Below are 25,127 nucleotides of genomic sequence, written 5' to 3'. Positions count from 1 at the left end.
GGCGGGAGCCCGCCGCTATACGCGATTATGCGTCGGCTTCGGTTTCGAGAGCCGGCTCGATCGGAGCTTCGGCAGAGGCGCCGATGTCACGACCGGAAGCGCCCTGCTGGCGAGCAATGCCGTCGATGGCAGCGCGCGAGATCAGTTCGCAGTAGAGAGCGATGGCGCGCGAAGCGTCGTCATTGCCCGGGATCGGATAGTCGATCAGGTCCGGATCGCAGTTCGAGTCGATGACAGCAACAACCGGGATGCCGAGGCGCTTGGCTTCGTCGATCGCGATCTTTTCCTTGTTGGTGTCGATGATGAACATCAGGTCCGGGGTGCCGCCCATGTCGCGGATACCGCCGAGAGCCTTTTCAAGCTTTTCGCGTTCGCGCTCAAGGTTCAGGCGCTCCTTCTTGGAGTAGCCAGAGGCTTCCGACGCCAGGATCTCGTCGAGCTTGCGCAGACGGGCGATCGAGTTCGAGATGGTCTTCCAGTTGGTCATCATGCCGCCGAGCCAGCGGGAGTTGACATAGTACTGGGCCGAACGCTTGGCGGAATCAGCGATGATTTCCGAAGCCTGACGCTTGGTGCCGACAAACAGAACGCGGCCGCCACGAGCGACGGTGTCGGACACGACCTGAAGGGCGCGCGACAGCATCGGAACGGTCTGAGCCAGGTCGATGATGTGGATGTTGTTACGATCGCCGAAGATGTACGGCTTCATCTTCGGGTTCCAGCGGTGCGTCTGGTGACCGAAGTGAATGCCAGCTTCCAGAAGCTGACGCATGCTAAAATCAGGCAATGCCATGCCTTTTTCTCCTTTTCCGGTTGAACCCCCGTGAAGCAAACAGCAGTCCTTTCGGACTGCCACCGGGCGGAAGCGGCAGGATTTCTCCCTGTCGATCCCAAGCCTCACGTGTGGAATAAGGCCGGCCATACAGGGGCGCCGGTCAAAAATCAAGGGTAAAACAAGCGATTTCCAGACGGGCAGGCAGCTTTAGGGGCAACCAACGTCCGGCTTGCCGAGAACTTCGAGCTTGGTCAGCTTGCCGGCCAGAACGAAATCGCCGTAGTCCAGCGTCAGATCGCGTGTGACGCCATTATCATACAGCTTGAAAGACTGACTGTAGATCGGCTCCTGATCGCCCCTGGTCTTCTCATCGAAATAGGCGATCGACACGGGCCAGTAGTCCTGGGCGCCGAGCGACTCCAGGGCTTTGGCTTCCGGATCTGTGTCGCTCGACTTCGTCGGGCCACCGACGATGGTCGTGGTCAGGTAGGTCTGGTCGCCATCCTCGGAGCCGTCGAAGATCCGCGATTCGAAGACCTGTTCACCCTTTCGCGCCCGGGCGATCACTTCGAGCATGTGCTCGGCCGGAAACCGGCTATCGGCAAGCTCGAGCGCCCGCTTGTCGGGGCCGGTCAGCTCGATCTTGACCTTGCCACCGGCTTCGGCCGCGGCGCCGCTGACATCCTTGTCGAGCTGATCGTCCGTGAAGGACTTGTTCTCAAAGCGGAATGTGCCAGCCGCGACATCTTCGAAGGTGGAAGAACGCTGGTCGGTGACACGCACGCCCTCACCGACGTCGATGCGGGTGACGAAACGGAACTGGGTGTTGAAGCCCTTGCAGGCCGAGCCGCTGAATTCATAGACCATGCGGCCGCGTACCGATTCGATACCGGAGCGGTCGGACGCTTCCTTCAGCCCGATCTCGTAGACGGCGCGATGCGGCACGAGGCCGACGGTCGCCGCGGATGCAACCTGCCCGGTCGCACCAAAGGCAGCCAGGGAAAGCGTCGCACGGACCGCCATTCGCAAAGGAAACATCGACACCCTCCTGTTGAAGTCGTCGTCGATGTTATAAGAACACATCCGGCAAAAGCGAGACATGCTTTTCGTCACCACAACTTTCTCAACTTTTATCAACAGACCGGGAATCGACCATGTCCGACACAATCGACGGCCGCCTTGCAGCGCTGGGCATCAGCCTGCCGGAAGCCGCAGCCCCCGCCGCCAATTACGTGCCCTATGTGATCAGCGGAAACCTGCTGTTCCTCTCGGGACAGTTGCCGATTGAAGGCGGAAAAGTGGCGGTGATCGGTCTCGTCGGTGGCGATGTCGCGCTTGCCGAGGCCCAGAGAGCGGCCGAACTCTGCGCCATCAACATCCTTGCCCAGGCGAAAGCGGCCCTGTCCGGCGACCTTTCGCGGATCAACCGTGTCGTGAAGCTGAATGGTTTCGTTGCATCCGCTCCGGGCTTTATCGAGCAGCACCTCGTCATCAACGGTGCCTCGAACTTGATCGCAAACGTGCTTGGTGACGCCGGCAAACATGCACGCGCGGCCGTGGGCGTTGCGCAGCTGCCGCTGAATGCCGCCGTCGAAATCGACGCCATCCTGGAGATTGCCCTGTGAGCCGTATCGACTGGATCAAGGACGTCCCCGTCGCCCATCGCGGCTATCACGACATGAACAGAGAGATCTGGGAAAACACACTCTCGGCCTTCAGCCGGGCGATCGAGGCAGGCTTTGCCATCGAATGCGACATCCAGCTTTCGTCCGACAGCGTGCCGATGGTCTTCCACGACCACGATCTGCAGCGGCTCTGCAACATGAATGGTGAAGTGCGCGAGCGCACAGCCGGCGAATTGCGGATGCTGTCGATCGGCGGCACGGCAGACAAGATCCCGACGCTGCGCCAGATGCTCGATCTCGTGAAGGGCCGGGTGCCGCTGGTGATCGAACTCAAGGGCCTCGATGCCGAGCAGGATGACGGTTTCGTCGAGGCCGTGCTTGAGGTGCTCGAGGGTTACGAAGGCAAGGTCGCGCTGATGAGCTTCGACTATCACCTGCTGCGGGCATTGAAGGTCGCGGAATGCCCCTGGCCCGTCGGCCTGACTGCGGAAGGCGTGAAGCCGGAAAACTTTGCGGCGCATCGCGAAGCCATGGACCTCGGGCTTGATTTCACGTCGTATTGCGTCGCCCATCTGCCGAATGATTTCGTCGCAGACCTGCGTGAAAAGGGCGCGCCCGTGATTACCTGGACAGTCAGGGATGAAATCATGCGGGCACAGACCTATAAATATGCAGACCAGATGACATTCGAAGGCTTCGACCCGCGCCAGTCGCCGGCGATCGCCTGACGGGAGATCCATGGCAGACGAGGTGACAATCCGTGTAGTGCGCTCCTTCAAGGAGATCGCTTCCGCCGAATGGGGAGAGCTCACTGGAGCGTCCCGCTCCGCCCCAGGCTACAACCCCTTCACCTCGTTTGCCTTTCTCTCGTCCGTCGAGGAGTCGGGTTCCGCAACCGCCGAGACAGGCTGGATGGGCCACCATCTGCTGCTTGAACAGGAAGGGCGCCTCATCGGCGCCATTCCCTGCTATCTGAAGAGCCACAGTCAGGGCGAATATGTCTTCGACCATGGCTGGGCGGATGCCTTCCACAGGGCCGGCGGACGCTACTATCCCAAGCTCCAGGCTTCCATCCCTTTCACTCCGGCCACCGGGCCCCGGCTGCTCGTCCGACAGGGCGAGGACGTATCTCGCGTCCAGGCGCTACTCGCCCAGGGACTGCAGCAGGTCGCCCGCGAACTCGGGACATCGTCGGCGCATGTGACGTTCCTGCCGCAAGGCGAGCTCCCAGCCCTTACGGAAGCCGGCTTTCTGCAGCGTACGGACCAACAGTTCCATTTCATCAATCGCGGCTATGCCGATCACGAGGCATTTCTCGCCGAACTCTCCTCGTCGAAACGAAAGAACCTGCGCAAGGAAAGGCGCAATGCGCTCGAGAACGGCATCAGCATCGACTGGCTGACGGGCAGCGATTTGACCGAGGAGATCTGGGACCAGTTCTTCCGCTTCTACATCGACACCGGTAGCCGCAAATGGGGCCGGCCTTACCTGACACGCCAGTTCTACTCGCTGGTCGGCGAGCGCATGCCGGACGACGTCCTGCTCGTGATGGCAAAGCGTGACGGTCGCTATGTGGCGGGCGCCATCAACTTCATCGGTTCGGACGCACTTTATGGCCGCCACTGGGGCTGCGCCGAGGACCACCCCTTTCTGCATTTCGAAGTCTGCTATCATCAGGCAATCGACTTCGCGCTTCACAAGGGCCTTGCCCGTGTCGAAGCCGGCGCGCAGGGCGAACACAAGCTCGCGCGCGGCTACGAACCCGTCACCACACATTCCGCCCACTTCATTGCCCACCCCAGGCTGCGCAGGGCAGTCGCCGACTATCTCGAACACGAACGGCGCGAAGTGGCCCAGGTCGGGGAGTATCTCGGGGAACATACACCTTTCCGCAAGGGCGAGCGCCAACCGCGCGAGGGCGAGGAATTCGACGGTTGAGACCCGCAAGCTCAGGCTTGAAGCACAGCATGCCTTGCCGTTAAGTGGCCGCAGAAATCGAGGAGACCACCATGACCGCCTATGATCCCAACAACATCTTCGCCAAGATCCTGGCCGGCGACATTCCGTCGGTGAAACTCTACGAGGATGAAAACACACTGGCGTTCATGGATGTCATGCCGCAGGCGCCGGGGCACTTGCTCGTCATTCCCAAAAAGGGTTCGCGCAACCTGCTCGACGCCGACCCGGAAGTGTTGTCGACGCTGATGCCGGTCGTGCAAAAGCTTGCCAACGCCGCGAAGGACGCCTTTGACGCCGACGGCGTCTATATTGCGCAGTTCAACGAACCGGCAGCCGGGCAGACCGTCTTCCACCTGCACTTCCACGTCATCCCGCGCCATGAGGGCGTGCCGCTCAAGCCGCATGCGGGCGGCATGGCCGATGTCGACGTGTTGAAAGCTCAGGCCGAGAAGATCAAGGCGGCGCTCTGAAGCGAGCGCCAGCCCGATATCGCCGCGCCATCAGCCAATGAAGCCGCCGATCACCAACACGGCGGCAACACCGACGAGCGAGAGCACCATCAACGGAAAGGAGCCCGTCGCGCTCCAGCCGCCACTGCGGGCCGACGTCTTGCGCAGGTCATCCGGCAAGACCTTGAAACGGGGTGGGTCCCCGTGCTTCAGCTTTCGGAAGCGTACTACCTTTGACATTTCGCTATCCTCTGGTTGATCGGACACCCGATTTGGGAAGCGAAATGTGGTAATTCCAGCGATCACACGCGTCTGTGAACGGACATGATGTCAGAGCCAGAGCAGGCCCCCACCCAGGATCGCCAGGGGAACCACGACACCGACGATGACACGCTGGCCGGCCAACAGGAAAGCAGCAAAGCCGATACCGGCCGCCGCGAGCCTCAGCCAGAGCGGAGAGCTCTCGAGTGTACCCGTCGGGAAGACGACGAGTTTTGCCGTCACCGCCATCACCAGCGCCGTCGCGACCGCCCTCACCCAGTTCAGTGCTTCGGATCCCTCCTGCAGCCGGTTTCCGGCCAGCACGCCGAGCCAGCGCCACATGTCCGTAGCAAGCCAACCGGCGACGATGATGACGATATAAGGCCAGTAGTCCTGCATCAGACCACCTCCTCGGTCTGGCTTGTCGGCTCGGCGCTACCCGCGATCGCCTGTTTCTGTCCTGCACGGATCACGTAGCGGTCAAAGAGGTAGGCCAGCGTGCCGCCGCCAAGGCCGGCAATCAGGATGTCGAAACCGGGAATGACCAGCGCCAGGAGCGGGCCCGATACGGCGCCGACAATGAAGCCCACCTTGACGACGGACTGACGGCCCGTCGCCCAGATGGAAGCAATGAAGTAGACCGGGGTCAGGAAGAACAGAAGACCGGCAACCACGGGCGGGAACTTCGCCACCAGCCCGTAACAGACGCCGACGAGGATTGTGTTCACCGTCACCAGGGTTATGCCGAAGCCGGCGAAATAGGCGACCCGCCCTTCCCTTGGCACATTCTTGAAGCTGCCCATGGCAAAGACCCAGGCGGTTATCGCGATGAAATGCGACAGGAACAGCAAAAGCCAGGTCGGCGTGCGTTCGGTGCGCATTTCCGGCACGAGCGAGGCGACCATGGGCATCATGCGGATGGAAGAGAGCGAGACGGCCAGGAAGATCGCCAGCAGATTGGCGCCGCTGGTCATCGTGCCGATCAGAATCATCTTGGCCGGCAGCGCCCACACCGCCGCTGTCATGAACATCGCTTCTGCGCGGCTGACACCCGATTCAAGTGCGAAGGCAGAGAAGCCGACAAAGGAAATCATCAGGATGATCGCAGGCAGGCTGTAGAGCCCGCGCATGCCGGTGAAAAACCACCGTGTTTGGGAAATATCTGAAGAGGCCGAAGACATCTGAAAATCCGGATCGGCAAAAAGAAAGTGCCGGGCGGAACGCCCGGCACGGGTCTCTCAAGCTTGGGGTGCTTACTTCTTCTTCGGCACCTTCGGCACGGCGGAGCGTTTCGGCTGCTTCGGTGCCTCATCAATGACGGCGACATCCCCCTCATCGACAATCGCCGTGGTCTTTGCCGCCGGCTTGCGCTTCGCCTTGGCAGGCTTGGCCGATGCCACTTCGGCTTCCGGCTTCGGCTTGACGGCGGGCACCTCTGCAATCGACTCCAGATCGAGCACTTCGGCGCCGGTATCGTCGGTCTTGGTCCCGACCTTGACGACGCCACCCTTCTTCAGCTTGCCGAAGAGGATCTCGTTGGCGAGCGGCTTCTTGATGTGCTCCTGGATCACGCGACCCAGCGGACGGGCACCCATCTTCTCGTCGTAACCGCTCTTCGCCAGCCAGGCGATCGCGGATTCGGACAGATCGAAGGTTACGTTGCGCTCGGACAGCTGGGCTTCCAGCTGCATGACGAACTTCTGCACGACCTGGTGGATGACTTCCGTCGGCAGCGGTGCAAACGGGATCGTCGCATCAAGGCGGTTGCGGAATTCCGGCGTGAACAGACGGTTGAGCGCCTCTTCGTCTTCGCCGGTGCGCTTGGACGAACCGAAGCCGATCGCCGACTTCGCCATTTCCGACGCGCCCGCATTGGTCGTCATGATCAGGATGACGTTGCGGAAGTCGATCTTCTTGCCGTTGTGGTCGGTCAGCTGGCCATGGTCCATGACCTGCAGCAAGATGTTGTAGATGTCCGGATGCGCCTTCTCGATTTCATCGAGCAGCACGACCGAATGCGGGTGCTGGTCGACACCATCGGTCAGAAGACCGCCCTGGTCGAAGCCAACATAGCCGGGAGGCGCACCGAGCAGACGCGATACCGTGTGCCGCTCCATGTATTCCGACATGTCGAAACGCAGGAGCTCGACACCGAGCGACGACGCCAGCTGCTTGGCTACTTCCGTCTTGCCGACGCCCGTCGGACCGGAGAAGACATAAGAGCCGATCGGCTTGTTCGGTTCACGCAGGCCGGCACGGGCAAGCTTGATCGAGGTGGAGAGGGCTTCGATTGCCTTGTCCTGACCGTAGACGACGGAACGCAGTTCCTTTTCGAGATTGGCGAGCACCATCTCGTCGTCCTTCGACACCGTCTTCGGGGGAATGCGTGCCATCGTCGCGATGGTAGCCTCAATCTCCCTCTCGGTGATCAGCTTGCGGCGACGCGAGGCCGGCAGCAGCATCTGGGCCGCACCCGTCTCGTCGATCACGTCGATCGCCTTGTCCGGCAGCTTGCGGTCGGAAATGTAGCGGGCCGAAAGCTCGACAGCCGACTTGATCGCTTCGTTGGTGTAACGGAGCTTGTGGTAGTCCTCGAAATAGGGCTTCAGGCCCTTCATGATCTCGATCGCATCATCGATCGAAGGCTCGTTGACGTCGATCTTCTGGAAACGGCGGACGAGCGCCCGGTCCTTTTCGAAGAACTGGCGATATTCCTTGTACGTGGTCGAACCGATGCAACGGATCGCACCTGAAGAGAGCGCCGGCTTCAGGAGGTTCGATGCATCCATGGCGCCGCCAGAGGTCGCGCCAGCGCCGATCACCGTATGGATCTCGTCGATGAACAGCACGGCACCAGGATAATCTTCCAGCTCCTTGACCACCTGCTTCAGGCGCTCCTCGAAGTCACCGCGATAGCGGGTGCCGGCGAGCAGCGTGCCCATGTCGAGCGAGAAGATCGTTGCATCAGCAAGCGCTTCCGGCACCTTGCCTTCAACGATGCGCTTGGCGAGACCTTCGGCGATCGCGGTCTTGCCGACGCCGGGATCACCCACGTAAAGCGGGTTATTTTTGGAGCGACGGCACAGAACCTGGATGGTGCGGTTCACTTCGTCGTGGCGACCGATCAGGGGATCGATGCGGCCAGTCTTGGCCTTCTCATTGAGATTGACGCAATAGGCCTTCAGGGCCTCCTGCTTGCCCTTGGCGGAGGCTTCATCCGGCTCACGGCCCTGCTTGGCCTCGGGCTCGCCTTCATCCGAGCCGCGCGGGCTGCGAACCTGCGACGCACCCGGACGCTTGCCGATGCCATGGGAGATGTAGTTGACCGCATCGTAGCGGGTCATTTCCTGTTCCTGCAGGAAGTAGGCGGCATTGCTCTCGCGCTCGGCGAAGATCGCAACGAGCACATTGGCGCCGGTCACTTCCTCGCGACCCGAGGACTGGACATGGATCACGGCCCGCTGGATGACGCGCTGGAAGCTCGAAGTCGGCTTCGAATCCTCGTCATAGCCGGTAATGAGATTGGCGAGATCGTTGTCGACGAAATCGGCGACAGTCTTTCGCAAGGCATCGAGGTTGACGTTGCAGGCCCCCATGACGGCGGCGGCATCAGCGTCGTCGATCAGAGCGAGCAGCAGGTGCTCCAGCGTCGCATATTCGTGGTGACGCTCGTTTGCGTAGGTCAGGGCCTGATGCAGCGCTTTTTCGAGGCTGGGTGAAAATGTTGGCACGTCTGATCCTCACTTCTTTTCCATGACGCATTGAAGCGGATGTTCATGTTGCCTGGCGAAATCCATCACCTGTGAGACTTTGGTTTCGGCGACTTCGTAGGTGAAGACACCACATTCCCCGACACCATGATTGTGGACGTGCAGCATGATGCGGGTGGCGGCTTCCCTGTCCTTCTGGAAAAAGCGCTCCAGGATGTGGATCACGAATTCCATCGGGGTGTAGTCGTCGTTCAGAAGCAGGACGCGATACAGGTTCGGCTTCTTCGTCTTCGGCTTGGTGCGGGTGATCACCGAGGTGCCGCGATTGGCATTGTCCCCGTCACCCTGGCTCTGCATGAAGACCGGCTTGGCAGTCATTTCAGTTCATTCTCCGTTGTCCGGCCGGTTTGCCGTTACACATCGGTGCGGACGAACACTCAGCACAGTAAGGTAGTTCATTATGCGGTGATTTTAAGCCCCCCAGGCTGCCATGACGACAATTTGTCACGAAGCCCGGAAATGCGAGGAAATGGAAGAATTAGGTTATACCAGCAGCCACAAATGACAAGACCGGCCGTGCGGGGCACGGCCGGTCTCGAATGTTACGCGCAAGCTTCGATCAGGCAGCAGAAGACATTGGCGCCATGGCCTTGCCGACAACACCCTCGTAGGGCTTGTAAGCGATCTTGGCGAGATCGGCATACAATTCGCCCATCTTGGTCGCTTCGGCAACGAAACTCTCATAGGAGGACTTCATGAAGGACGTCTGGAGCTCGAAAGCAGCTTCAACGCTCTTCACCGATGTCAGGGCTTCCATGTAGGACGCCATGTCCTGGAACGACTTCTTGGAGTAGTCGGTCGCTTCTGTGGCGATCGCCTGAAAACCCTTGGTGACTTCCGAATAGTTCTTCATCATGGCTTCCATGGCTTCCTTGCCCTTCTTGCTGGCGTCATCGATATTGATCATGCGGACACTCCTCCTTGTTGGGCATATCAGATAGCCCGAAGATAGCAGTCGCACAAAAAGGGTCAAGTGAATTTGTGCGGCGCACAACAATCGTCAATTGTAAGCCGGGTAAGGAAATGGGGCCGCACCAACAGGCCCAGCCCCATCTTCATGACACTTCTTTTGGCGCACTAGCGCTCTTCAGCGCCATGCAGAGATCCCTGCGATCAAAGGTCGACGTCGAGGATCGCCATCGAGAAATTGTAGGAGAGATCGCCGTCTTCGTCGTCCTTGAAGACAACGCCGAGGAACTCGTCACCGACATACACTTCAGCGGAATCGTCCTTGCGCGGACGGGCCTTCACACTCATCGTCGGGTTGAAGGTGCGCTTGAAATAGGCGTCGAGCTTCTTCAGTTCTTCGGGCTTCACACTGCGTCTCCGTGGACTGTTTCTGGGGTGCGCGCTTGTCGCACGGGCATTCCGGACCTGTAAAGACGCGAAGTGAATTTTGCCCCAGGGAACCCGGGCAAACCTTGCCGTTCACGTTCTCGTGCTGTCAGTCGTCCGAAGCGATCATCTGGTCCATTGAGCGCGCCGGCTCGGCACAACCCGCCTCCCCGACCACGCGTGCGGGAACGCCGGCGACTGTTGTGCATTTCGGCACGGGCTTCAGAACGACGGAACCTGCAGCGATGCGCGAGCAGCTGCCCACTTCAATGTTGCCGAGGACCTTGGCACCCGCTCCGATCATCACGCCATCACCGATCTTCGGATGTCGATCTGCACCTTCCTTGCCGGTACCACCCAGGGTAACACCATGAAGAATGGAAACATTGTCTCCGATGCGTGCGGTTTCGCCAACGACGAGACCGGTGGCATGGTCAAGGAAGATGCCCTTGCCGATCCGTGCGGCCGGATTGATGTCGGTCTGGAACATGTTGGACGAGCGGCTTTGCAGGTAAAGTGCAAAGTCCTTGCGGCCATTGTTCCACAGCCAATGGGCCAGACGGTGGGTCTGGATCGCATGGAATCCCTTGAAATAGAGCACCGGCTCGAGGAACCTCGTGCAGGCCGGATCGCGGTCATACACGGCCTGGATGTCGACGCGGAGAATACCGGTCCATTCCGGCCAGTCGGCCATCATCGTTTCGAAAGCCTGACGCAACACGATCGCGGGCACGTCGGAGTGATCGAGCCGTTCGCAGATCCGGTAGATAACACAATCCTCCAGCGAGCGGTGGCTGAGCACCGTCGAGTGGAAGAAGGCCGCCAGCATAGGATCGCGATCGGCGGCCACGCGGGCTTCATGCCGCAAGCTATCCCAGATCGGATCCATGGACTTGACAGTCTCGGTCTTGAGGACGTCGTTGTGTGCGACCATTGCCGGTCTCCTCATTCGTCGTAGAGACGCATTATATAGTCCAAGACCTGATGAACTCAAATGGGGGCCGCATGAAACAGTCGATCAGCTTCGCCAATGGCTTTATCAAAGCTTTCGTTGAAGCCGGAACGGGGCTGTTGATCCTCGACAATCCGCAACGCAAGAATGCCGTTACGGCGGCCATGTGGCGGGCGATCCCCGAGGCCATTCATTGGCTGCATGTCGAGGCGGAGGCACGCGTGATCGTGATTTCCGGGGCCGGCACCGCAGACTTCAGCGCCGGAGCAGACATTTCGGAATTTACCGAATTACGCAAGGATACTCAGACCGCACGCGTCTATGAGGCCTCGAACAGCCGCGCGTTCGCAGCCATCCGGGAAGCGCCGATTCCGATGATCGCGGCGATCAGGGGTGTCTGCTATGGCGGCGGCTTCGGCCTCGCGGCGGCGACCGACTTGAGGATTGCGGCATCCGATGCGGTGTTTGCGGTGCCCGCCGCCAGACTCGGCCTTGCCTATCCGGCCGATGCCGTCCAGGATTTTGTCCGTGGCCTTGGAAGCCAGATGGCACGGCGCGCGCTTTACACGGGCGCCGCGATGAAGGCCTCAGACCTCTTCGGCTGCGGCTTCCTGTCTGAAATCACCGAGCCCGACGAACTGGAGCAGCGCGTAAAAATGCTGGCCGACACCATTGCCGCGAATGCCCCCTTGTCGCTGCGCGCGTCGAAACTGGCCCTGCGCGCCGTCGAACAGGCCGATGATGACCTGCTGCGGGAAGCCGAGATCATCGGTGCAACGACCTTCGAAAGCGCTGACTATCGCGAAGGCCGCTCAGCCTTCGCCGAACGCCGACGGCCTGTTTTCACCGGCCGCTGAGTTTCAGTTTCCGGCTAGTTCCGAATAGAAGTCGAGGGCCGCCTTCTTGAACACCCGGTCGCCAACCGCCAGCATATGGTCGCGATTGGGGATATCGAGCGCCACGGCTCGCGGCATCAGTTCGGCCAGCGCATGCGGCGATCCGGCAATGTCATCCTTGGTCCCCACGCCGATCAAGGTCGGGATCTCGACCTTGGCTATATCCTCCCGACGCACCAGGTCCCGGGAGGTGCGAATGCAGGCGGCAAGTGCCAGACGGTCTGACTTCGTCTGGTCCGCAAAGGCGCGGAACATGCGGCCACGCTCGTGGGTCACGTCTTCGAGCGAGGGCGCAAGCAGTGCGTCGGCGATCGGATCCCAGTCGCCCACACCGTCGCACATGCCGATACCGAGGCCGCCGAAGATCAGCGAGCGAACGCGGTCGGGATGTTCGATCGCCAGGAAAGCGGAAATCCGGGCGCCCATGGAATAGCCCATGACATGGGCATCGGCGATCCCGAGATGGGTGAGCAATGCCGCGGCATCAGCGGCCATCGCCGTCGGATGGTAAGCTTCCGGATCATGCGGCTTGGCGCTTGCGCCATGGCCGCGATTGTCGATGGCGATCACCCGGTAGCCGGCATCGCCCAACGTGCGCAACCAGCCGGGATAGACCCAGTTGACGCTTGCCGAGGAAGCAAAGCCGTGAATCAGCAGCACCGGATCGCCGGCCGGATCTCCATCATCAAAATAGGCGAGGTCTAGCCCATCGTTGCGGAAGCTGGAAAACGGCGGCGCGTCGAGATTCATCGATCAGTCCTTGTGAGCATGGGCCGGCAACCATAGCCATGGTTACGGTGACATCAATTGCCGCAGGCAGATTTTCTGTGACTTTTGCGTCCGCCCGGCTCTACACATTTGGCGATGACGGCGCTAATGTCCGCGCAAATTCGCACAGCATTCGGAGCAAGTCATGGCCGGCCACACCATTCCCCATTTCCAGAACGACGGCGGTCACCGAGTGATCGAAGTCGGCGTGAAAGAATTCATGTGCACCGGCGCCTCTGTGCCCTACGACCATCCGCATATCTTCATCGACATGGGACATGACAACGAAAAGGTCTGCTCCTACTGCTCGACGCTCTTCCGCTACAATCCGAGCCTGAAGGCCGAACAGACCAACCCGCCGGGCTGCGTCTTCCACATCAAGGCGGCGTGACCGCGGCGTCACGATCGGCATAGATTTCATGTCCATCAAGCACGCCGCCATCGTCGGAGCCGGGGTGGCGGGGCTGACTGCTGCCCTGTCGCTGGCCGCCAAGGGCATTTCGTCCGATATCATCGAGCAGGCACCGCAACTCGGAGAAGTCGGCGCAGGTCTCCAGCTGTCGCCGAATGCGACCCGCGTCCTCGATGCACTTGGCGTGCTCGGCGAACTCGAACGTCACTGGCTGGAGCCGACGGCGATCAGCCTGGTTTCAGGCAAGGACCTTCGCCCCCTTGCATCGGTACCCGCCGGTCAATTCGCAAGGAAGCGTTGGGGTCATCCTTACGGCGTTCTGCACCGCTCGACACTCCAACAAGGGCTTCTGCGGGCCGTGCTCAATCAACCGCTGTGCCGGATGCATCTCGGCCATCGGGTGCAGGGCGTAGGCATTGACGCTCTCGCCGCGATCACTCAGCGCAAACCCGATCTGGTCATTGGCGCCGATGGCGCCTGGTCGGTCGCCCGCGATGCGATCACCGGTGCGCCGAGCGTCAGCTTTTCCGGCAACATCGCCTGGCGCTTCACCATCAGCCGGGCTGCGGCGCCCGCCTTCCTGTCGCGGACGGGTGTGACTGCCTATCTCGGCGCCAAGGCGCATCTCGTGAGCTATCCACTGAACGAGATCGAGGGCTTCAATCTGGTTGCCATTGCAGCCGGCACGAGGAGCGACGAAAGCTGGGCCATCGATGCGGATGCGGCGCGACGCGCGATGCTGCTCGAACAGTTTTCAGGCTGGCATCGCGACATCAGAACAATTCTGGCCGGCGCGGAGCGCCCCACTTTCTGGCCGCTCTATCAGGCTTCGGAGGGCAACTGGCACAATGGGCGCGATACGGTCCTGATCGGGGATGCGGCGCATGCGATGATGCCCTTTTCCGCGCAGGGTGCGGCCATGGCGATCGAGGATGCCTTTGCTCTGGCGGCCCATGTCGCGCGGGCACCCCGGCCCTCGGCCCTTGCCGCCTTTACGAGCGAACGCAAGGCGCGCGCTGCCCGGGTCAGGGCACGCGGCGATTTCAACCGCTTCGCCTACCATGCGCGCGGCCCATTCCGCCTCGGACGAGACATCGTTTTGTCGCTGCGTTCACCCGAGACGCTCGCCGCCGACCTGGACTGGCTCTACGGCCACCGCATCGACGGCTGAGCGATTTTGGCGTCAGACAGACGCTGCCGCTGCAAATCCACGCTCGAGATCAGCGCAGATGTCCTCGACATTCTCGAGGCCGATCTGGAGCCTGATCACGGCGCCGTCGGTGGGACCCTTGCGGATCTTGCGGTCTTCGAGATTGACAAGAACCGCGAGGCTCTCGTAGCCGCCCCAGGACCAGCCCAGGCCAAAAAGCTGCAGGGCATCGAGGAAAGCGTGCGCCTTCGGCTTGATCTTGTCCTTGGAGGCTGTCGGAAGGACGAAGGAGAAGACGCCGCTCGCGCCCTTGAAGTCGCGCTTCCAGATGGCATGACCGGGAAAGCTTTCAAGCGCCGGATGCAGGACCTGCCCGACGTCGTCTCGGCCTTCCAGCCAGCGCGCGACCGAAAGAGCACTCTTGCAATGGTGCTCTAGACGCAGGCCCATCGTGCGCAGGCCCCGCAGGATCTGATAGCTGTCATCGGGAGCGCCGCAGATGCCGAGCGTGATGTTGGCTTCCTTCAGCACCGGCCAGTGCTTGGCATTGGCAGAAACGGTCCCCATCAGGATGTCGGAATGGCCCGACGGATATTTCGTGGCGGCGTGGATGGAGATGTCGGCGCCAAAATCCAGGGCGCGGAAATAGAGCGGCGTCGCCCAGGTGTTGTCGATCGTGACCACGCAACCATGCTTGTGCGCCGCGTCGGAAATCGCTCTGATATCCTGCATTTCCATGGTGTTGGAGCCCGGCGCTTCGGTATGCACCAGTCTGGTGTTCGGGCGGATGAGACGCTCGATGTCGGATCCGATCTCGGGATCGTAATACTCCACCTCGACCCCGAGGCGGGTCAGCATCGTGTCGCAGAAATGGCGGCAGGGCGAATAGACGGAATCGACGATCAGGGCATGGTCGCCGGCCGACAGAAAGGCGAGAAAGGGAACCGTGATCGCAGCCAGGCCCGACGGCACAAGTATCGTTCCGGCCGATCCCTCCAGCTCATCAATCGCACGGCACAGAGCATCCGTCGTCGGCGTTCCGCGCGTGCCATAGGTGTAGGGCTGCGTACGCGTTTCCATGGCCCGCGCATTGGGAAACAGGACTGTGGAGGCATGCACGACCGGTGGATTGACGAAGCCGTGGTAGTCGGCCGGATCATAGCCGATATGGCACAGTCTCGTGTCAGTGCCGGCAGACGCCAGCCAGTCTTTGGATTTGCTCATGGATTGACGATTCCTCAGGCTCGGATGCCGTGGTTTTCGCGCCTCATTGAAGAGCGGTCAAGTTGCACAATTCCGTGATCCGCGGCGCAAGTCTTGCAGTTCGAGCATATCAGAACAGTCAAAAAGGCGAGATTTTCATCACTTCAGGCTAAAAACCACACATTTTTGCCTATTTGGAGGGCGAATTTGGTAAATTCGCGCTTTTGTGGCCGTTCTGCGGCATAAAGACTTGACCCTGCATGAATTTACGAATGGAATATGAATGCTCGCACCGGGAGGCTGCGAGCCGACGCGCACTGCTGAATTCGGCTGGTGGCCGTCGCTGGCATACAACAAGAGAAAAAAGGTTGGGAAAAATGAACAACAAGTTCCTGTCAGCTGCCATCGGCGCTGCGGTCCTGGGTTTTGGCGCGTCCGCAGCTTCCGCCGCGACGCTTGATGACGTGAAGGCCAAGGGTTTCGTCCAGTGCGGCGTGAACACGGGTCTCGCCGGCTTCGCTTCGCCGGATGCTGCCGGTAACTGGACCGGTTTCGACGTCGATTACTGCAAGGCCGTTGCTGCCGCCGTCTTTGGTGACGCCACCAAGGTCAAGTACACGCCGACCACCGCCCAGAGCCGCTTCACGGCGCTGCAGTCTGGCGAAGTCGACATGCTCGCACGCAACACCACCTGGACCATCAGCCGCGACACCGCGCTCGGCTTCAACTTCCGTACCGTCAACTACTATGACGGTCAGGGCTTCATGGTCACCAAGGGCCTGAACGTCAAATCCGCTCTCGAGCTCTCGGGCGCCGCCGTCTGCGTTCAGTCCGGCACCACGACCGAACTCAACCTCGCCGACTACTTCAAGGCCAACAACCTCGAGTACAAGCCGGTCGTTTTCGAAAAGCTGGAAGAAGTCAACGCTGCCTATCAGGCTGGCCGTTGCGACGTTTACACGACCGACCAGTCGGGCCTGTATTCGCTGCGTCTGACGCTGACCAACCCGGACGATCACATGATCCTGCCGGAAATCATCTCGAAGGAGCCGCTTGGTCCGGCCGTTCGTCAGGGTGACGACCAGTGGTTCGACATCGTTTCGTGGACCCACTACGCCCTGGTACAGGCCGAAGAATTCGGCATCACCCAGGCCAATGTCGACGAAATCAAGTCGTCTTCGACCAACCCGGACATCAAGCGCTTCCTCGGCGCCGAAGCCGACACCAAGATCGGTACCGACCTCGGCCTCACCAATGACTGGGCCTACAACATCATCAAGGGCGTCGGTAACTACGGCGAAGTCTTCGAGCGCAACATCGGCGCCAACACCCCGCTCAAGATCGAGCGCGGCGTGAACGCCCTGTGGACCAACGGTGGCCTGCAGTACGCACCGCCGGTCCGCTAAGATCAGGCTGGACTTTGCGAGGCGGCGAAAGCCGCCTCGCGCTTATCCAGACTACGTGTTCAGACCGGCACACGCGCTGCGGTCAGCGGCGATATCAGAGAATGCCGGCTGTCTCGAAAAACAATAACATTTAGGGCTCACAGAAGCCTCGGGGATTTGGCACAGCATGACAGATCACGCCACCAGTTTGCCCGCCGAAGGGCGGAGCCTTGGCTCGCTGATCTACGATCCGAAAGTAAGATCGATCTTCTTTCAGATCGCTACGATCGCCGTCATGACGTTTATCGTCTGGACCATTGCAAACAACACCATCGCAAACCTCGCCCGCAGCAACACCGCCACGGGCTATGACTTTCTGAACGGCCGTGCCGGTTTCGACATCGGGCAGAGCCTGATCGCCTACACGTCGGATTCGACCTATGGCAGGGCAATTCTCGTCGGCCTGCTGAATACGCTGCTGGTCGCCGCAACCGGTATCGTGACAGCGACCGTGATCGGCTTTCTCATCGGTATCGGCCGGCTGTCGCGGAACTGGCTGATCGCCAAGCTCTGCACCGTCTATGTGGAAGCCTTCCGCAACCTGCCTCCGCTGCTCGTCATCTTCTTCTGGTATTCGGGCGTGCTTTCGACCCTGCCGCAGCCGCGCGATTCGCTGGAACTGCCGTTCTCGACCTTCCTCAACAATCGTGGTCTCGCCTTCCCGAAGCCGATCTGGGGTGATGGCGCGGGCATGATCCCGATAGCGATCGTCGTCGGCATCATCGCGGCCATCGTCGTTTCTCGCTGGGCGAAGGCGCGGCAGATGCGCACTGGCCAGATCTTCCCGACCGGTTGGGTCAGCCTCGGCCTGATCATCGGCCTGCCCGTTCTCGCCTTCCTGGCGGCCGGCTCGCCATTGACGTTCGACTATCCGGTCGCAAGCCGCTTCAACATGTCCGGCGGCGCCGTCATCGCACCTGAGTTCGTTGCACTCTATCTCGCTCTGTCCTTCTACACCGCTGCCTTCATCGCGGAAATCATCCGTGCCGGCATCAAGGGTGTCTCGAAGGGACAGACCGAGGCTGCGTCCGCGCTCGGCCTGCAGCCGTCGACCACGACGCGTCTCGTGATCGTGCCGCAGGCGATGCGCATCATTATTCCGCCGCTGACCAGCCAGTATCTGAACCTGACGAAAAACTCGTCTCTCGGTGTCGCCGTAGGCTTCCCCGAACTGGTCTCTACCGGCGGGACCACTCTCAACCAGACCGGCCAGGCGATCGAGATCGTATCGATCTGGCTGGTGGTCTATCTCTCCATCAGCATTGTGACCTCGCTCTTCATGAACTGGTTCAATGCAAGAATGGCACTGGTGGAGCGTTGATCATGGCGTCTGAAGTCACTTATATCCGCCAGGAAATGCTGGCTCCGCTGCCCCCACCGACCTCGGAAGCGAGCGTCGTGGGCTGGGTTCGAAAGAATCTTCTGGCAACCCCGAAGGATGTCGTGCTGACCATCATCGGGCTTGCCGTGCTGGCTCTGATCCTGCCCGGGGCCATCAACTTCCTGTTCCTCGACGCTGCGTGGTTCGGTGCCGATCGCTCTGTCTGCGCAACGATCGCGCAGGGCGGCACCCAGCCTGATGGTTGGAAAGGCGCCTGCTGGGCCTTCGTCGAGAGCCGGTTCTCGCAGTTCATCTTCGGGCGCTACCCGCTCGAGGAACGCTGGCGCGTTATCCTCGTCGGCGTGATGTTCGTTGCACTCCTGGTGCCGATGCTGATCCCCAAGGCGCCGCGCAAGGGCCTCAACGCCCTTCTGCTGTTCATCGTCTTCCCGGTCGTCGCCTTCTTCCTGCTGCATGGCGGGTTCGGCCTCACGGAAGTCGAAACACCGCTCTGGGGCGGCCTGATGGTGACGCTGATCCTGTCCTTCGTGGGCATTGCCGTCTCGCTGCCGCTCGGCATCCTGCTGGCACTCGGCCGCCGTTCGGACATGCCTATCATCAAGATGATCTGCGTTGTCTTCATTGAAGTCGTTCGCGGCGTGCCGCTGATCACAGTGCTCTTCATGGCCAATGTGATGCTCCCGCTGTTCATGCCAACGGGCTGGACCATCGACAACTTCCTACGCGCGCTGGTCGGCGTGTCGCTGTTTGCCTCTGCCTATATGGCGGAAGTCGTGCGCGGCGGCCTGCAGGCGATCCCGAAGGGACAGTATGAGGGCGCAGACTCGCTCGGCCTCTCCTATTGGCAGAAGACCCGCCTGATCATCCTGCCGCAGGCGATCAAGCTGGTCATCCCGGGCATCGTCAACACCTTCATCGGTCTGTTCAAGGATACCTCGCTCGTGTCGATCATCGGCATGTTCGACCTCCTGGGCATCGTCCGTCTCAACTTCACCGATGCCACCTGGGCCACTCCTGTGACGCCGCTCACGGGTCTGATCTTCGCTGGCTTCGTATTCTGGATCTTCTGCTTCGGCATGTCGCGCTACTCCGCCTTCATGGAGCGGCACCTCGACACCGGCCACAAGCGATAAGGACAAGGGGAAAAACAATGGCTGAAGCCAACTCCGCTAAAAAGACCGTGTCGGGCACCGATGTGGCGGTCGAACTGATCAACATGAACAAGTGGTACGGTGATTTCCACGTGCTGCGAGACATCAACCTCAAGGTGATGAAGGGCGAACGCATTGTCGTGGCCGGACCGTCCGGATCCGGAAAATCGACGATGATCCGCTGTATCAATCGGCTTGAGGAACACCAAACGGGCAATATCCTTGTCGACAATATCGAGCTGACGAACGACCTGAAGAAGATCGACGAAGTTCGCCGTGAAGTCGGCATGGTGTTCCAGCACTTCAACCTGTTCCCGCACCTGACCATCCTGGAAAACTGCACGCTGGCACCCATCTGGGTGCGCAAGATGCCGAAGAAGGATGCCGAGGAAGTCGCGATGCACTTCCTGAAGCGCGTCAAGATCCCGGAACAGGCCAACAAATATCCGGGCCAGCTCTCTGGCGGCCAGCAACAGCGAGTGGCAATCGCTCGTGCGCTCTGCATGAAGCCGAAGATCATGCTGTTCGACGAGCCAACCTCGGCGCTCGACCCGGAAATGGTCAAGGAAGTGCTCGACACCATGGTCGGCCTTGCCGAAGAAGGCATGACAATGATCTGCGTCACCCATGAAATGGGCTTCGCCCGCCAGGTTGCCGACCGCGTGATCTTCATGGACCAGGGTCAGATCGTCGAGCAGAACTCGCCGGCCGAGTTCTTCGACAATCCGCAGCACGAGCGTACCAAGCTCTTCCTCAGCCAGATCCTGCACTGATCTGCCTGTCAGGCACAAAACAAGAGAGCCCGCCGCGACACCGCGGCGGGCTCTTCTGCATTGAGGGCAAGACTCAGCTGCCGTCAGGGGCACCAGTTCTGCTGACGCGCCATGCGCGGCTTGGCCAGACCTTCCGAGACGAGAATGGAGCCCAGCGAGCGACCGTCGCGGGTCGCCACGCGCAATACCCCGGGTGCGGCGCCTGTTGCTTGCACCTTGAGCGTCTCGAGATCGAATCGGCCGGAACTCAAGAGATCCTTGAGCCGCACCTTGGCGGCGAAGCCCCGGTCGCGTTCCTGCTGGCAGGCGGCGCCATCGGTGCGCGGGGCGGCAATATCCGCCAGCACGATCTTCGTCTTGCGGTACCAGAAGGTGTCCCCGCTCATGACGCAATTGTCGAGGCCGGACGTGCCGCAGAAATAGAACTTTCCGGAGAAACTCTCACCCGTCAGAGCAGCCGTCTCGGTCGAAGCAATGGCAGGCCGTGACGCAGGCACCGCTGCCTTCGCCACACCGACTGAAGCTGGTGGGACGGGCCCCTTTGCGGCAGTCGATTGCGTCTTCGCCTGTGGCTGCTTTTCCCGGCTCGTGTCCGGTTTCGGCGTCGGGCTCGCCGCGACGGATCGCTCCTTCGACAGCAAAGGTGACAGTTCCTTGAGGACGGTGGCCCTGTTGTCATAGAGCGCAATACCACCCGCCACCACCGCCAGGATGACGAGCCAGGATGTCATGCCCTGACCTGCGGAAGAACGGCTCGACTTGCGGCGCTTTGCGGGCGCGCGGCGGGATGAAGCGGTGCGACTGGACATGGTTAACCTCTCGTGAGCGCATCATGACGCCCAAGAGTTTCCGAAAGGTTGGCATGGGTGAAAAAACGTTGCGCTGTTTCGATTCTGCACAGGTCGTTTAGACGCCGGAATAACGAAGCTCGGCGGCCCGGCTAGTCGTCATGCATTGTGGCAGAGGATGGCGATCCCTGTAGGGCTCGAACCTACGACCTAGTGCTTAGAAGGCACTTGCTCTATCCAGCTGAGCTAAGGGACCGTCTGAGGACTGCAGAAAGCGGTTGAAGCCGGTTCAGTGCGTCCAGGGCTGCAGACGATTGTAGCGGAAATTATCGGTGTAGGAGACAACCTGGCGCTTGGCTTCCTTCGGCAGGAGCACGCGATACTCGATGCCCTCGCGCATGGCATAGGCTTCGGCCTGCTCAAGCGTTTCGAAGGTCAGCTTGACCTGCTGGCGGGTGTCTCCCGAGGTGGTGTAGCCCATCATCGGATCGATCTTGCGCGGCGCGGACTGGTCGAATTCCAGAACCCAGAGATGGGTCTTTGCCTTGCCTGACTGCATGGCGGTTTTCGCGGGGCGGTAGATCTTTGCAGACATGGGTCTCATCCATCTCCAAGACTTCACGGCAAGGCAGCCTGCCGCACACTTCCCGACCGCCTTAGCCGGCGGTCTTTGATTGCTGGTCGGAGTGGAGAGATTCGAACTCCCGACCCTCTGGTCCCAAACCAGATGCGCTACCAGGCTGCGCTACACTCCGTTCCAGCAATGTTGCCGGAATACACGGTTCACCCTGCCCCCGCAACAGTAAAAAAGCGGTTTTACCGGCACTGATTTTTCAGGCGGCAGAGAGCGGAGACTTCGTCATTTCGGCAGATCGAGCGGCAAGACCAGGCGCGCGGATGTATCGAGCCCGAGTTCGGCCGCATGACCGCCGCGAATCTCCAGGGCGTAGCGGACCGGCTCGCCTGAGGACACGATCGATTCGGACAGGGGCGTGGTGCGCTCTGCGATGCGAACGATGCGGCCGGTCTCGTCGATGAAGATCATGTCCAGCGAGGATGGCGTGCTGGCCATCCACATGGTGACCATGCGGGTATCACCGAAATCGAACAACATGCCGGTTCGATCGGGAAGCGGCGGCCGTTCCATCAGTCCCCTCGCCCGCTGTTCGGCCGTCAGGGCCCATTCGACGTCGATCGTGATGGTCTCGCCGGCACTTGTCTCGAAGCCAAGTTGACCGCGCTCGAATATCACCTCGCTCCAGGCAGAAGCAACAGGACCGAAAAACACGAAAAGCGCCGCAAGGGCGCTTCTCAGAAGAATTGACATGCCGGCCATAGGCTCAATGCGCCCGTGCTGCCGGACCAGGATTATCCGGATGGATTTCGGCGGCCATCAGCCCCTTGTCCCCCGGTCCGAACCGCACAAGCACCGTCTGACCGGGACGCAGTTCCGTCAGACCGAACCGACGAAGGGTTTCCATGTGGACGAAGATGTCTTCCGTGCCCTCGCCGCGCGTCAGGAAGCCGAAACCCTTGGTGCGGTTGAACCACTTCACCAAAGCGCGCTCGAGCCCGCTGGTCGGCGTGACCTGGACATGGGTGCGGACCGGCGGCATCTGCGATGGATGGATCGCGGTCGACTGGTCCATCGACAGTATCCGGAAGGCCTGATAGCCGCGGTCGCGCTTCTGGATGAGCGCCACGATGCGCGTGCCTTCCAGAATGGTCTGGTAGCCGTCGCGACGCAGGCAGGTCACGTGCAGCAGGACATCCTGCATGCCGTTGTCGGGAACGATAAAGCCGAACCCCTTGGCGACATCGAACCATTTGATGACGCCGGTGATCTCGATCAGGTCTACGGCCTCTCCGGACAGCTCTTCGAACTCGCCGAGCCCCTTCGATGATATCCTGTCCGCCATTTTCCCAAGCCCCTCGAAAACGCGTCACATTGCTCAGTTAACTGATTCTTGAGATTCAGATTAACATTTGGTCAACGGATCTGCGCAAGCCCTAGTTTTACATTTCACCAATTGCTTTTGCACCGCAGCCTTGCTCGAAGCTGACGGCTGTTCCATATCGTCCGGGTCAAAGGAGAACACCCATGCGCTACCTACACACCATGGTCCGAGTGAAGGATCTCGAGGCTTCCCTGCACTTTTATTGTGAGCTGTTCGGCCTCACTGAAATCCGCAGGTATGAAAACGAGAAGGGACGCTTCACGCTGGTCTTCCTGACCGCCGAGAAGGATCTCGAAAAGGCTAAGGCCGACATGTCGCCCTGCCTCGAGCTCACCTATAATTGGGATACCGAAGACTATGCAGGCGGCCGCAATTTCGGCCACCTCGCCTACGAGGTCGACGATATCTATGCGATCTGCCAGAAGCTGATGGACAATGGCGTCACCATCAACCGTCCGCCCCGCGATGGCCACATGGCCTTTGTCCGCTCGCCGGATGGCATCTCGATCGAGATCCTGCAGAAGGGCGAAAACCTGGCGCCCGCCGAGCCCTGGGCATCGATGCCGAACACCGGCGCCTGGTAAGTCCACCGCTTCGCGCAAGTTTGCGCGCCTAGTCTCCGCATCAGACGAGGGCCGCCCCGGCGGCCCTCCCTGCTTCCCCGATGGGAGCGATGACGGAGACCTGCCATGACCAGCAATTCCCATGCTCGCAGACCGACCCTCGGCATTCTTGCCGTCGCCAGCGGCCTGATGCTCGCCTCTTGCCAGACGAGCGCGGACGAAGTGCTCTCGCTCGGAGAAGCCTCGGCTGCGGAAGAAGCGACCGGCAATTCCGCAGCCCAAAAAGCGTTTCGCGATCCCTATGTGAGTGCTGTTTCGGGACAGGTTGCCGACGCATCGGCCTCAATGCCGTCCCAGAACGAGACGGACCCTGCGCGCCTGAAGCGCAAGCCGGTGCCGATGGCCGCCGCCTATAGCGACATTGCCGAACCGCCGCCGGAAGTTCTCGCCCTGCAGCAACAGGCGACACAGGTCGATCCCCCTCAGGCCGCCTCCCGGGCCTCCGCCGATCTCGGCGACATCACCATGCAGCCGACCAATGCCTCGCCCAGGAGCAACAGCCTGTTCTCTGCCGGTCAGAGGCAGCAGGCGGCAGTCGTGCAGGCCATGGAGCCAGCTACCGCCCATGCTGCGGCCGGCGAACCTGTACCGAGCGGCAGCCTCGTGCCGAACGAAATGCCGACGCTCGGTGTCAATGCTGTCAGCAAGAGCCTGTTCAGTCCGTCTGCCGAACAGCAGATGCTGATGCAACAGCGGGCACTGGAGGAACAGGCGCGCGCGGAAGCCGCAGTTCAGACTCTGCTCGCCGAGCCTGCCGCAGTCGGCGGCGACGAACCGGTCCTGAAGAAACTCTCGGATCCCCGTCCGAAGAGAAAGATCCTTGCGCTGCGCGAGCCTGCCGGATCGGTGCCGGATCGGGTTCAGCTGACGCCGGACCAGTTGCAGGCCATGGGTGCAATCGAGGAAGCCGATCCGGCCGAGCCACTCTCTGCCGAGGAACTGGTGGCGGATGCCGAGGCTGCAAAGAAGAAGAAGGGATGGTTGCCATCCTTTGCGGATCTCTTGAAAGGCGGCAAGGAATCACAACCGACGACCGCAGAGCCTTGATTCCTTCGGCAAGCGGCCTGGGCGCCAAGTCCTTCCAAAGACAGGGATTATCCGAGCTTTCAGGGGCCTGCGCGGCCCCTGTCATATTTTTTGCATGAAAGGCGAAAATGCCGCTTGCGGTCTTCAAACAGCCTGACTATAAGGGCGCCACGAAGCAGACGCGCCCTTCGTCTATCGGTTAGGACACCAGATTTTCATTCTGGGAAGAGGGGTTCGACTCCCCTAGGGCGTGCCACTTCGTTTCTCTTTTCCAGACATTATGAACTTCTTGATTGGTGTATCGCCGGACGCGTTACGCCGTCATTCTGCGGGTTCACCCGCTCGGAATTTTTCCACTTCGGATCGTCAAATTTCCGCTTGCGGTCGTCAGGAGGCCTGACTATAAGGGCGCCACCGAAGCGCACGCGCCCTTCGTCTATCGGTTAGGACACCAGATTTTCATTCT

29 protein-coding genes and 3 tRNA genes are annotated in these 25,127 nt (G+C 60.7%); 14 read left to right on the top strand and 18 right to left on the bottom strand.

Going from position 1 to position 25,127, the window contains the following annotated elements:
• Positions 1 to 25: 25 nt before the first annotated feature.
• Both rpsB and IP85_RS19330 read right to left on the bottom strand, forming a co-directional pair.
• Positions 26 to 793, bottom strand: coding sequence for a 30S ribosomal protein S2 (gene rpsB / locus IP85_RS19335; RefSeq protein ID WP_054151307.1), 768 nt, complete (start codon positions 791 to 793; stop codon positions 26 to 28).
• A gap of 189 nt (positions 794 to 982) precedes the next feature.
• Positions 983 to 1,813 (bottom strand): cell envelope integrity EipB family protein, encoded by an 831-nt coding sequence (locus tag IP85_RS19330; RefSeq protein ID WP_054151306.1) that lies wholly within the window; start codon positions 1,811 to 1,813, stop codon positions 983 to 985.
• A 116-nt stretch (positions 1,814 to 1,929) separates the two neighbouring features.
• Between IP85_RS19330 and IP85_RS19325 the strand changes: the two genes are divergently transcribed.
• From IP85_RS19325 to IP85_RS19310, 4 genes are all read left to right on the top strand, one after another.
• Positions 1,930 to 2,400 carry a RidA family protein gene (locus tag IP85_RS19325; RefSeq protein WP_054151305.1) on the top strand — a complete coding sequence of 157 codons (471 nt, stop codon included), beginning with the start codon at positions 1,930 to 1,932 and terminating at the stop codon, positions 2,398 to 2,400.
• The gene (locus tag IP85_RS19320) at positions 2,397 to 3,128 is read left to right on the top strand and encodes a glycerophosphodiester phosphodiesterase (protein WP_054151304.1); all 732 of its coding nucleotides are present in this window, start codon (positions 2,397 to 2,399) and stop codon (positions 3,126 to 3,128) included. The genes IP85_RS19325 and IP85_RS19320 overlap by 4 nt, the downstream gene beginning before the upstream one ends.
• 10 nt (positions 3,129 to 3,138) lie before the next feature.
• The gene (locus tag IP85_RS19315) at positions 3,139 to 4,338 is read left to right on the top strand and encodes a GNAT family N-acetyltransferase (protein ID WP_054151303.1); all 1,200 of its coding nucleotides are present in this window, start codon (positions 3,139 to 3,141) and stop codon (positions 4,336 to 4,338) included.
• 71 nt (positions 4,339 to 4,409) lie between these two features.
• The gene (locus tag IP85_RS19310) at positions 4,410 to 4,829 is read left to right on the top strand and encodes an HIT family protein (RefSeq protein ID WP_054151302.1); all 420 of its coding nucleotides are present in this window, start codon (positions 4,410 to 4,412) and stop codon (positions 4,827 to 4,829) included.
• A gap of 30 nt (positions 4,830 to 4,859) precedes the next feature.
• Here the strand turns inward: IP85_RS19310 and IP85_RS19305 are convergent, their stop codons facing one another.
• From IP85_RS19305 to cysE, 8 genes are all read right to left on the bottom strand, one after another.
• Positions 4,860 to 5,048: a hypothetical protein gene (locus IP85_RS19305; protein WP_054151301.1), complete on the bottom strand. Its 189-nt coding sequence runs from the start codon at positions 5,046 to 5,048 to the stop codon at positions 4,860 to 4,862.
• Between the two features lie 90 nt (positions 5,049 to 5,138).
• Positions 5,139 to 5,471, bottom strand: a complete 333-nt coding sequence (locus tag IP85_RS19300; protein WP_054151300.1) for an AzlD domain-containing protein — start codon at positions 5,469 to 5,471, stop codon at positions 5,139 to 5,141.
• Entirely contained in the window at positions 5,468 to 6,250 is a 783-nt protein-coding gene (locus IP85_RS19295) for an AzlC family ABC transporter permease (RefSeq protein ID WP_054151299.1), read from the bottom strand. Before IP85_RS19295 ends, IP85_RS19300 begins: the two co-directional genes overlap by 4 nt.
• A gap of 72 nt (positions 6,251 to 6,322) precedes the next feature.
• A complete protein-coding gene (clpA, locus tag IP85_RS19290) occupies positions 6,323 to 8,800 on the bottom strand; it encodes an ATP-dependent Clp protease ATP-binding subunit ClpA (protein ID WP_054151298.1) in 2,478 nt (825 codons plus the stop codon).
• Between the two features lie 9 nt (positions 8,801 to 8,809).
• Positions 8,810 to 9,157, bottom strand: a complete 348-nt coding sequence (gene clpS / locus IP85_RS19285) for an ATP-dependent Clp protease adapter ClpS (protein ID WP_054151297.1) — start codon at positions 9,155 to 9,157, stop codon at positions 8,810 to 8,812.
• Between the two features lie 241 nt (positions 9,158 to 9,398).
• Positions 9,399 to 9,746, bottom strand: a complete 348-nt coding sequence (locus IP85_RS19280; protein WP_054151296.1) for a phasin family protein — start codon at positions 9,744 to 9,746, stop codon at positions 9,399 to 9,401.
• Between the two features lie 206 nt (positions 9,747 to 9,952).
• Complete coding sequence (locus IP85_RS19275) at positions 9,953 to 10,156, bottom strand: DUF3126 family protein (RefSeq protein WP_006728476.1); 204 nt, start codon at positions 10,154 to 10,156, stop codon at positions 9,953 to 9,955.
• A gap of 127 nt (positions 10,157 to 10,283) precedes the next feature.
• Positions 10,284 to 11,108, bottom strand: a complete 825-nt coding sequence (gene cysE, locus IP85_RS19270) for a serine O-acetyltransferase (RefSeq protein WP_054151295.1) — start codon at positions 11,106 to 11,108, stop codon at positions 10,284 to 10,286.
• Between the two features lie 71 nt (positions 11,109 to 11,179).
• On the opposite strand from cysE, the gene IP85_RS19265 reads away from it, so the two are divergent.
• Positions 11,180 to 11,983 (top strand): enoyl-CoA hydratase-related protein, encoded by an 804-nt coding sequence (locus IP85_RS19265; RefSeq protein ID WP_054151294.1) that lies wholly within the window; start codon positions 11,180 to 11,182, stop codon positions 11,981 to 11,983.
• A 3-nt stretch (positions 11,984 to 11,986) separates the two neighbouring features.
• Here IP85_RS19265 and IP85_RS19260 read toward each other — a convergent pair whose 3' ends face one another.
• A complete protein-coding gene (locus IP85_RS19260; protein ID WP_054151293.1) occupies positions 11,987 to 12,772 on the bottom strand; it encodes an alpha/beta hydrolase in 786 nt (261 codons plus the stop codon).
• Between the two features lie 163 nt (positions 12,773 to 12,935).
• Between IP85_RS19260 and IP85_RS19255 the strand changes: the two genes are divergently transcribed.
• Both IP85_RS19255 and IP85_RS19250 read left to right on the top strand, forming a co-directional pair.
• The gene (locus tag IP85_RS19255) at positions 12,936 to 13,181 is read left to right on the top strand and encodes a zinc-finger domain-containing protein (RefSeq protein ID WP_054151292.1); all 246 of its coding nucleotides are present in this window, start codon (positions 12,936 to 12,938) and stop codon (positions 13,179 to 13,181) included.
• Between the two features lie 28 nt (positions 13,182 to 13,209).
• Positions 13,210 to 14,373 carry an FAD-dependent monooxygenase gene (locus tag IP85_RS19250; RefSeq protein WP_054151291.1) on the top strand — a complete coding sequence of 388 codons (1,164 nt, stop codon included), beginning with the start codon at positions 13,210 to 13,212 and terminating at the stop codon, positions 14,371 to 14,373.
• A gap of 12 nt (positions 14,374 to 14,385) precedes the next feature.
• On the opposite strand, the gene IP85_RS19245 is transcribed toward IP85_RS19250, so the two are convergent.
• A complete protein-coding gene (locus IP85_RS19245; RefSeq protein WP_054151290.1) occupies positions 14,386 to 15,576 on the bottom strand; it encodes a cystathionine beta-lyase in 1,191 nt (396 codons plus the stop codon).
• Positions 15,577 to 15,932: 356 nt separating this feature from the next.
• On the opposite strand from IP85_RS19245, the gene IP85_RS19240 reads away from it, so the two are divergent.
• The 4 genes from IP85_RS19240 to IP85_RS19225 all read left to right on the top strand — a co-directional run bounded on the left by IP85_RS19240 (position 15,933) and on the right by IP85_RS19225 (position 20,266).
• Positions 15,933 to 16,961 (top strand): amino acid ABC transporter substrate-binding protein, encoded by a 1,029-nt coding sequence (locus IP85_RS19240; protein ID WP_054151289.1) that lies wholly within the window; start codon positions 15,933 to 15,935, stop codon positions 16,959 to 16,961.
• Positions 16,962 to 17,127: 166 nt separating this feature from the next.
• On the top strand, positions 17,128 to 18,321 hold the full coding sequence (locus IP85_RS19235) for an amino acid ABC transporter permease (protein WP_054151288.1): 1,194 nt from the start codon (positions 17,128 to 17,130) through the stop codon (positions 18,319 to 18,321).
• The gene (locus IP85_RS19230) at positions 18,321 to 19,475 is read left to right on the top strand and encodes an amino acid ABC transporter permease (protein ID WP_171901612.1); all 1,155 of its coding nucleotides are present in this window, start codon (positions 18,321 to 18,323) and stop codon (positions 19,473 to 19,475) included. The genes IP85_RS19235 and IP85_RS19230 overlap by 1 nt, the downstream gene beginning before the upstream one ends.
• A gap of 17 nt (positions 19,476 to 19,492) precedes the next feature.
• The gene (locus IP85_RS19225; protein WP_054151286.1) at positions 19,493 to 20,266 is read left to right on the top strand and encodes an amino acid ABC transporter ATP-binding protein; all 774 of its coding nucleotides are present in this window, start codon (positions 19,493 to 19,495) and stop codon (positions 20,264 to 20,266) included.
• An 83-nt stretch (positions 20,267 to 20,349) separates the two neighbouring features.
• On the opposite strand, the gene IP85_RS19220 is transcribed toward IP85_RS19225, so the two are convergent.
• From IP85_RS19220 to IP85_RS19195, 6 genes are all read right to left on the bottom strand, one after another.
• Positions 20,350 to 21,075, bottom strand: a complete 726-nt coding sequence (locus IP85_RS19220) for a nuclease (RefSeq protein WP_054151285.1) — start codon at positions 21,073 to 21,075, stop codon at positions 20,350 to 20,352.
• Positions 21,076 to 21,233: 158 nt separating this feature from the next.
• A tRNA-Arg gene (locus IP85_RS19215) sits at positions 21,234 to 21,310 on the bottom strand.
• Between the two features lie 33 nt (positions 21,311 to 21,343).
• Positions 21,344 to 21,649, bottom strand: a complete 306-nt coding sequence (locus IP85_RS19210; RefSeq protein WP_054151284.1) for an ETC complex I subunit — start codon at positions 21,647 to 21,649, stop codon at positions 21,344 to 21,346.
• A gap of 83 nt (positions 21,650 to 21,732) precedes the next feature.
• Positions 21,733 to 21,809, bottom strand: a tRNA-Pro gene (locus IP85_RS19205).
• 104 nt (positions 21,810 to 21,913) lie between these two features.
• Positions 21,914 to 22,381 carry a DUF192 domain-containing protein gene (locus IP85_RS19200; protein WP_245280910.1) on the bottom strand — a complete coding sequence of 156 codons (468 nt, stop codon included), beginning with the start codon at positions 22,379 to 22,381 and terminating at the stop codon, positions 21,914 to 21,916.
• Between the two features lie 13 nt (positions 22,382 to 22,394).
• Positions 22,395 to 22,973: a cold-shock protein gene (locus IP85_RS19195; protein WP_054151282.1), complete on the bottom strand. Its 579-nt coding sequence runs from the start codon at positions 22,971 to 22,973 to the stop codon at positions 22,395 to 22,397.
• 182 nt (positions 22,974 to 23,155) lie between these two features.
• Here IP85_RS19195 and gloA point away from each other — a divergent pair, with 182 nt between their 5' ends.
• From gloA to IP85_RS19180, 3 genes are all read left to right on the top strand, one after another.
• Complete coding sequence (gloA, locus tag IP85_RS19190; protein WP_054151281.1) at positions 23,156 to 23,596, top strand: lactoylglutathione lyase; 441 nt, start codon at positions 23,156 to 23,158, stop codon at positions 23,594 to 23,596.
• A 105-nt stretch (positions 23,597 to 23,701) separates the two neighbouring features.
• Entirely contained in the window at positions 23,702 to 24,682 is a 981-nt protein-coding gene (locus tag IP85_RS19185; protein ID WP_054151280.1) for a hypothetical protein, read from the top strand.
• A gap of 160 nt (positions 24,683 to 24,842) precedes the next feature.
• Positions 24,843 to 24,917: transfer RNA gene (locus tag IP85_RS19180), tRNA-Glu, on the top strand.
• Positions 24,918 to 25,127: the final 210 nt, after the last annotated feature.

Source organism: Rhizobium sp. AAP116, from assembly GCF_001295785.1.
In the GTDB taxonomy this organism is placed as follows: Bacteria; Pseudomonadota; Alphaproteobacteria; order Rhizobiales; family Rhizobiaceae; genus Allorhizobium.
Note: the sequence above shows the minus strand (reverse complement) of the source record. Positions and strands in the feature narration are given on the sequence as shown.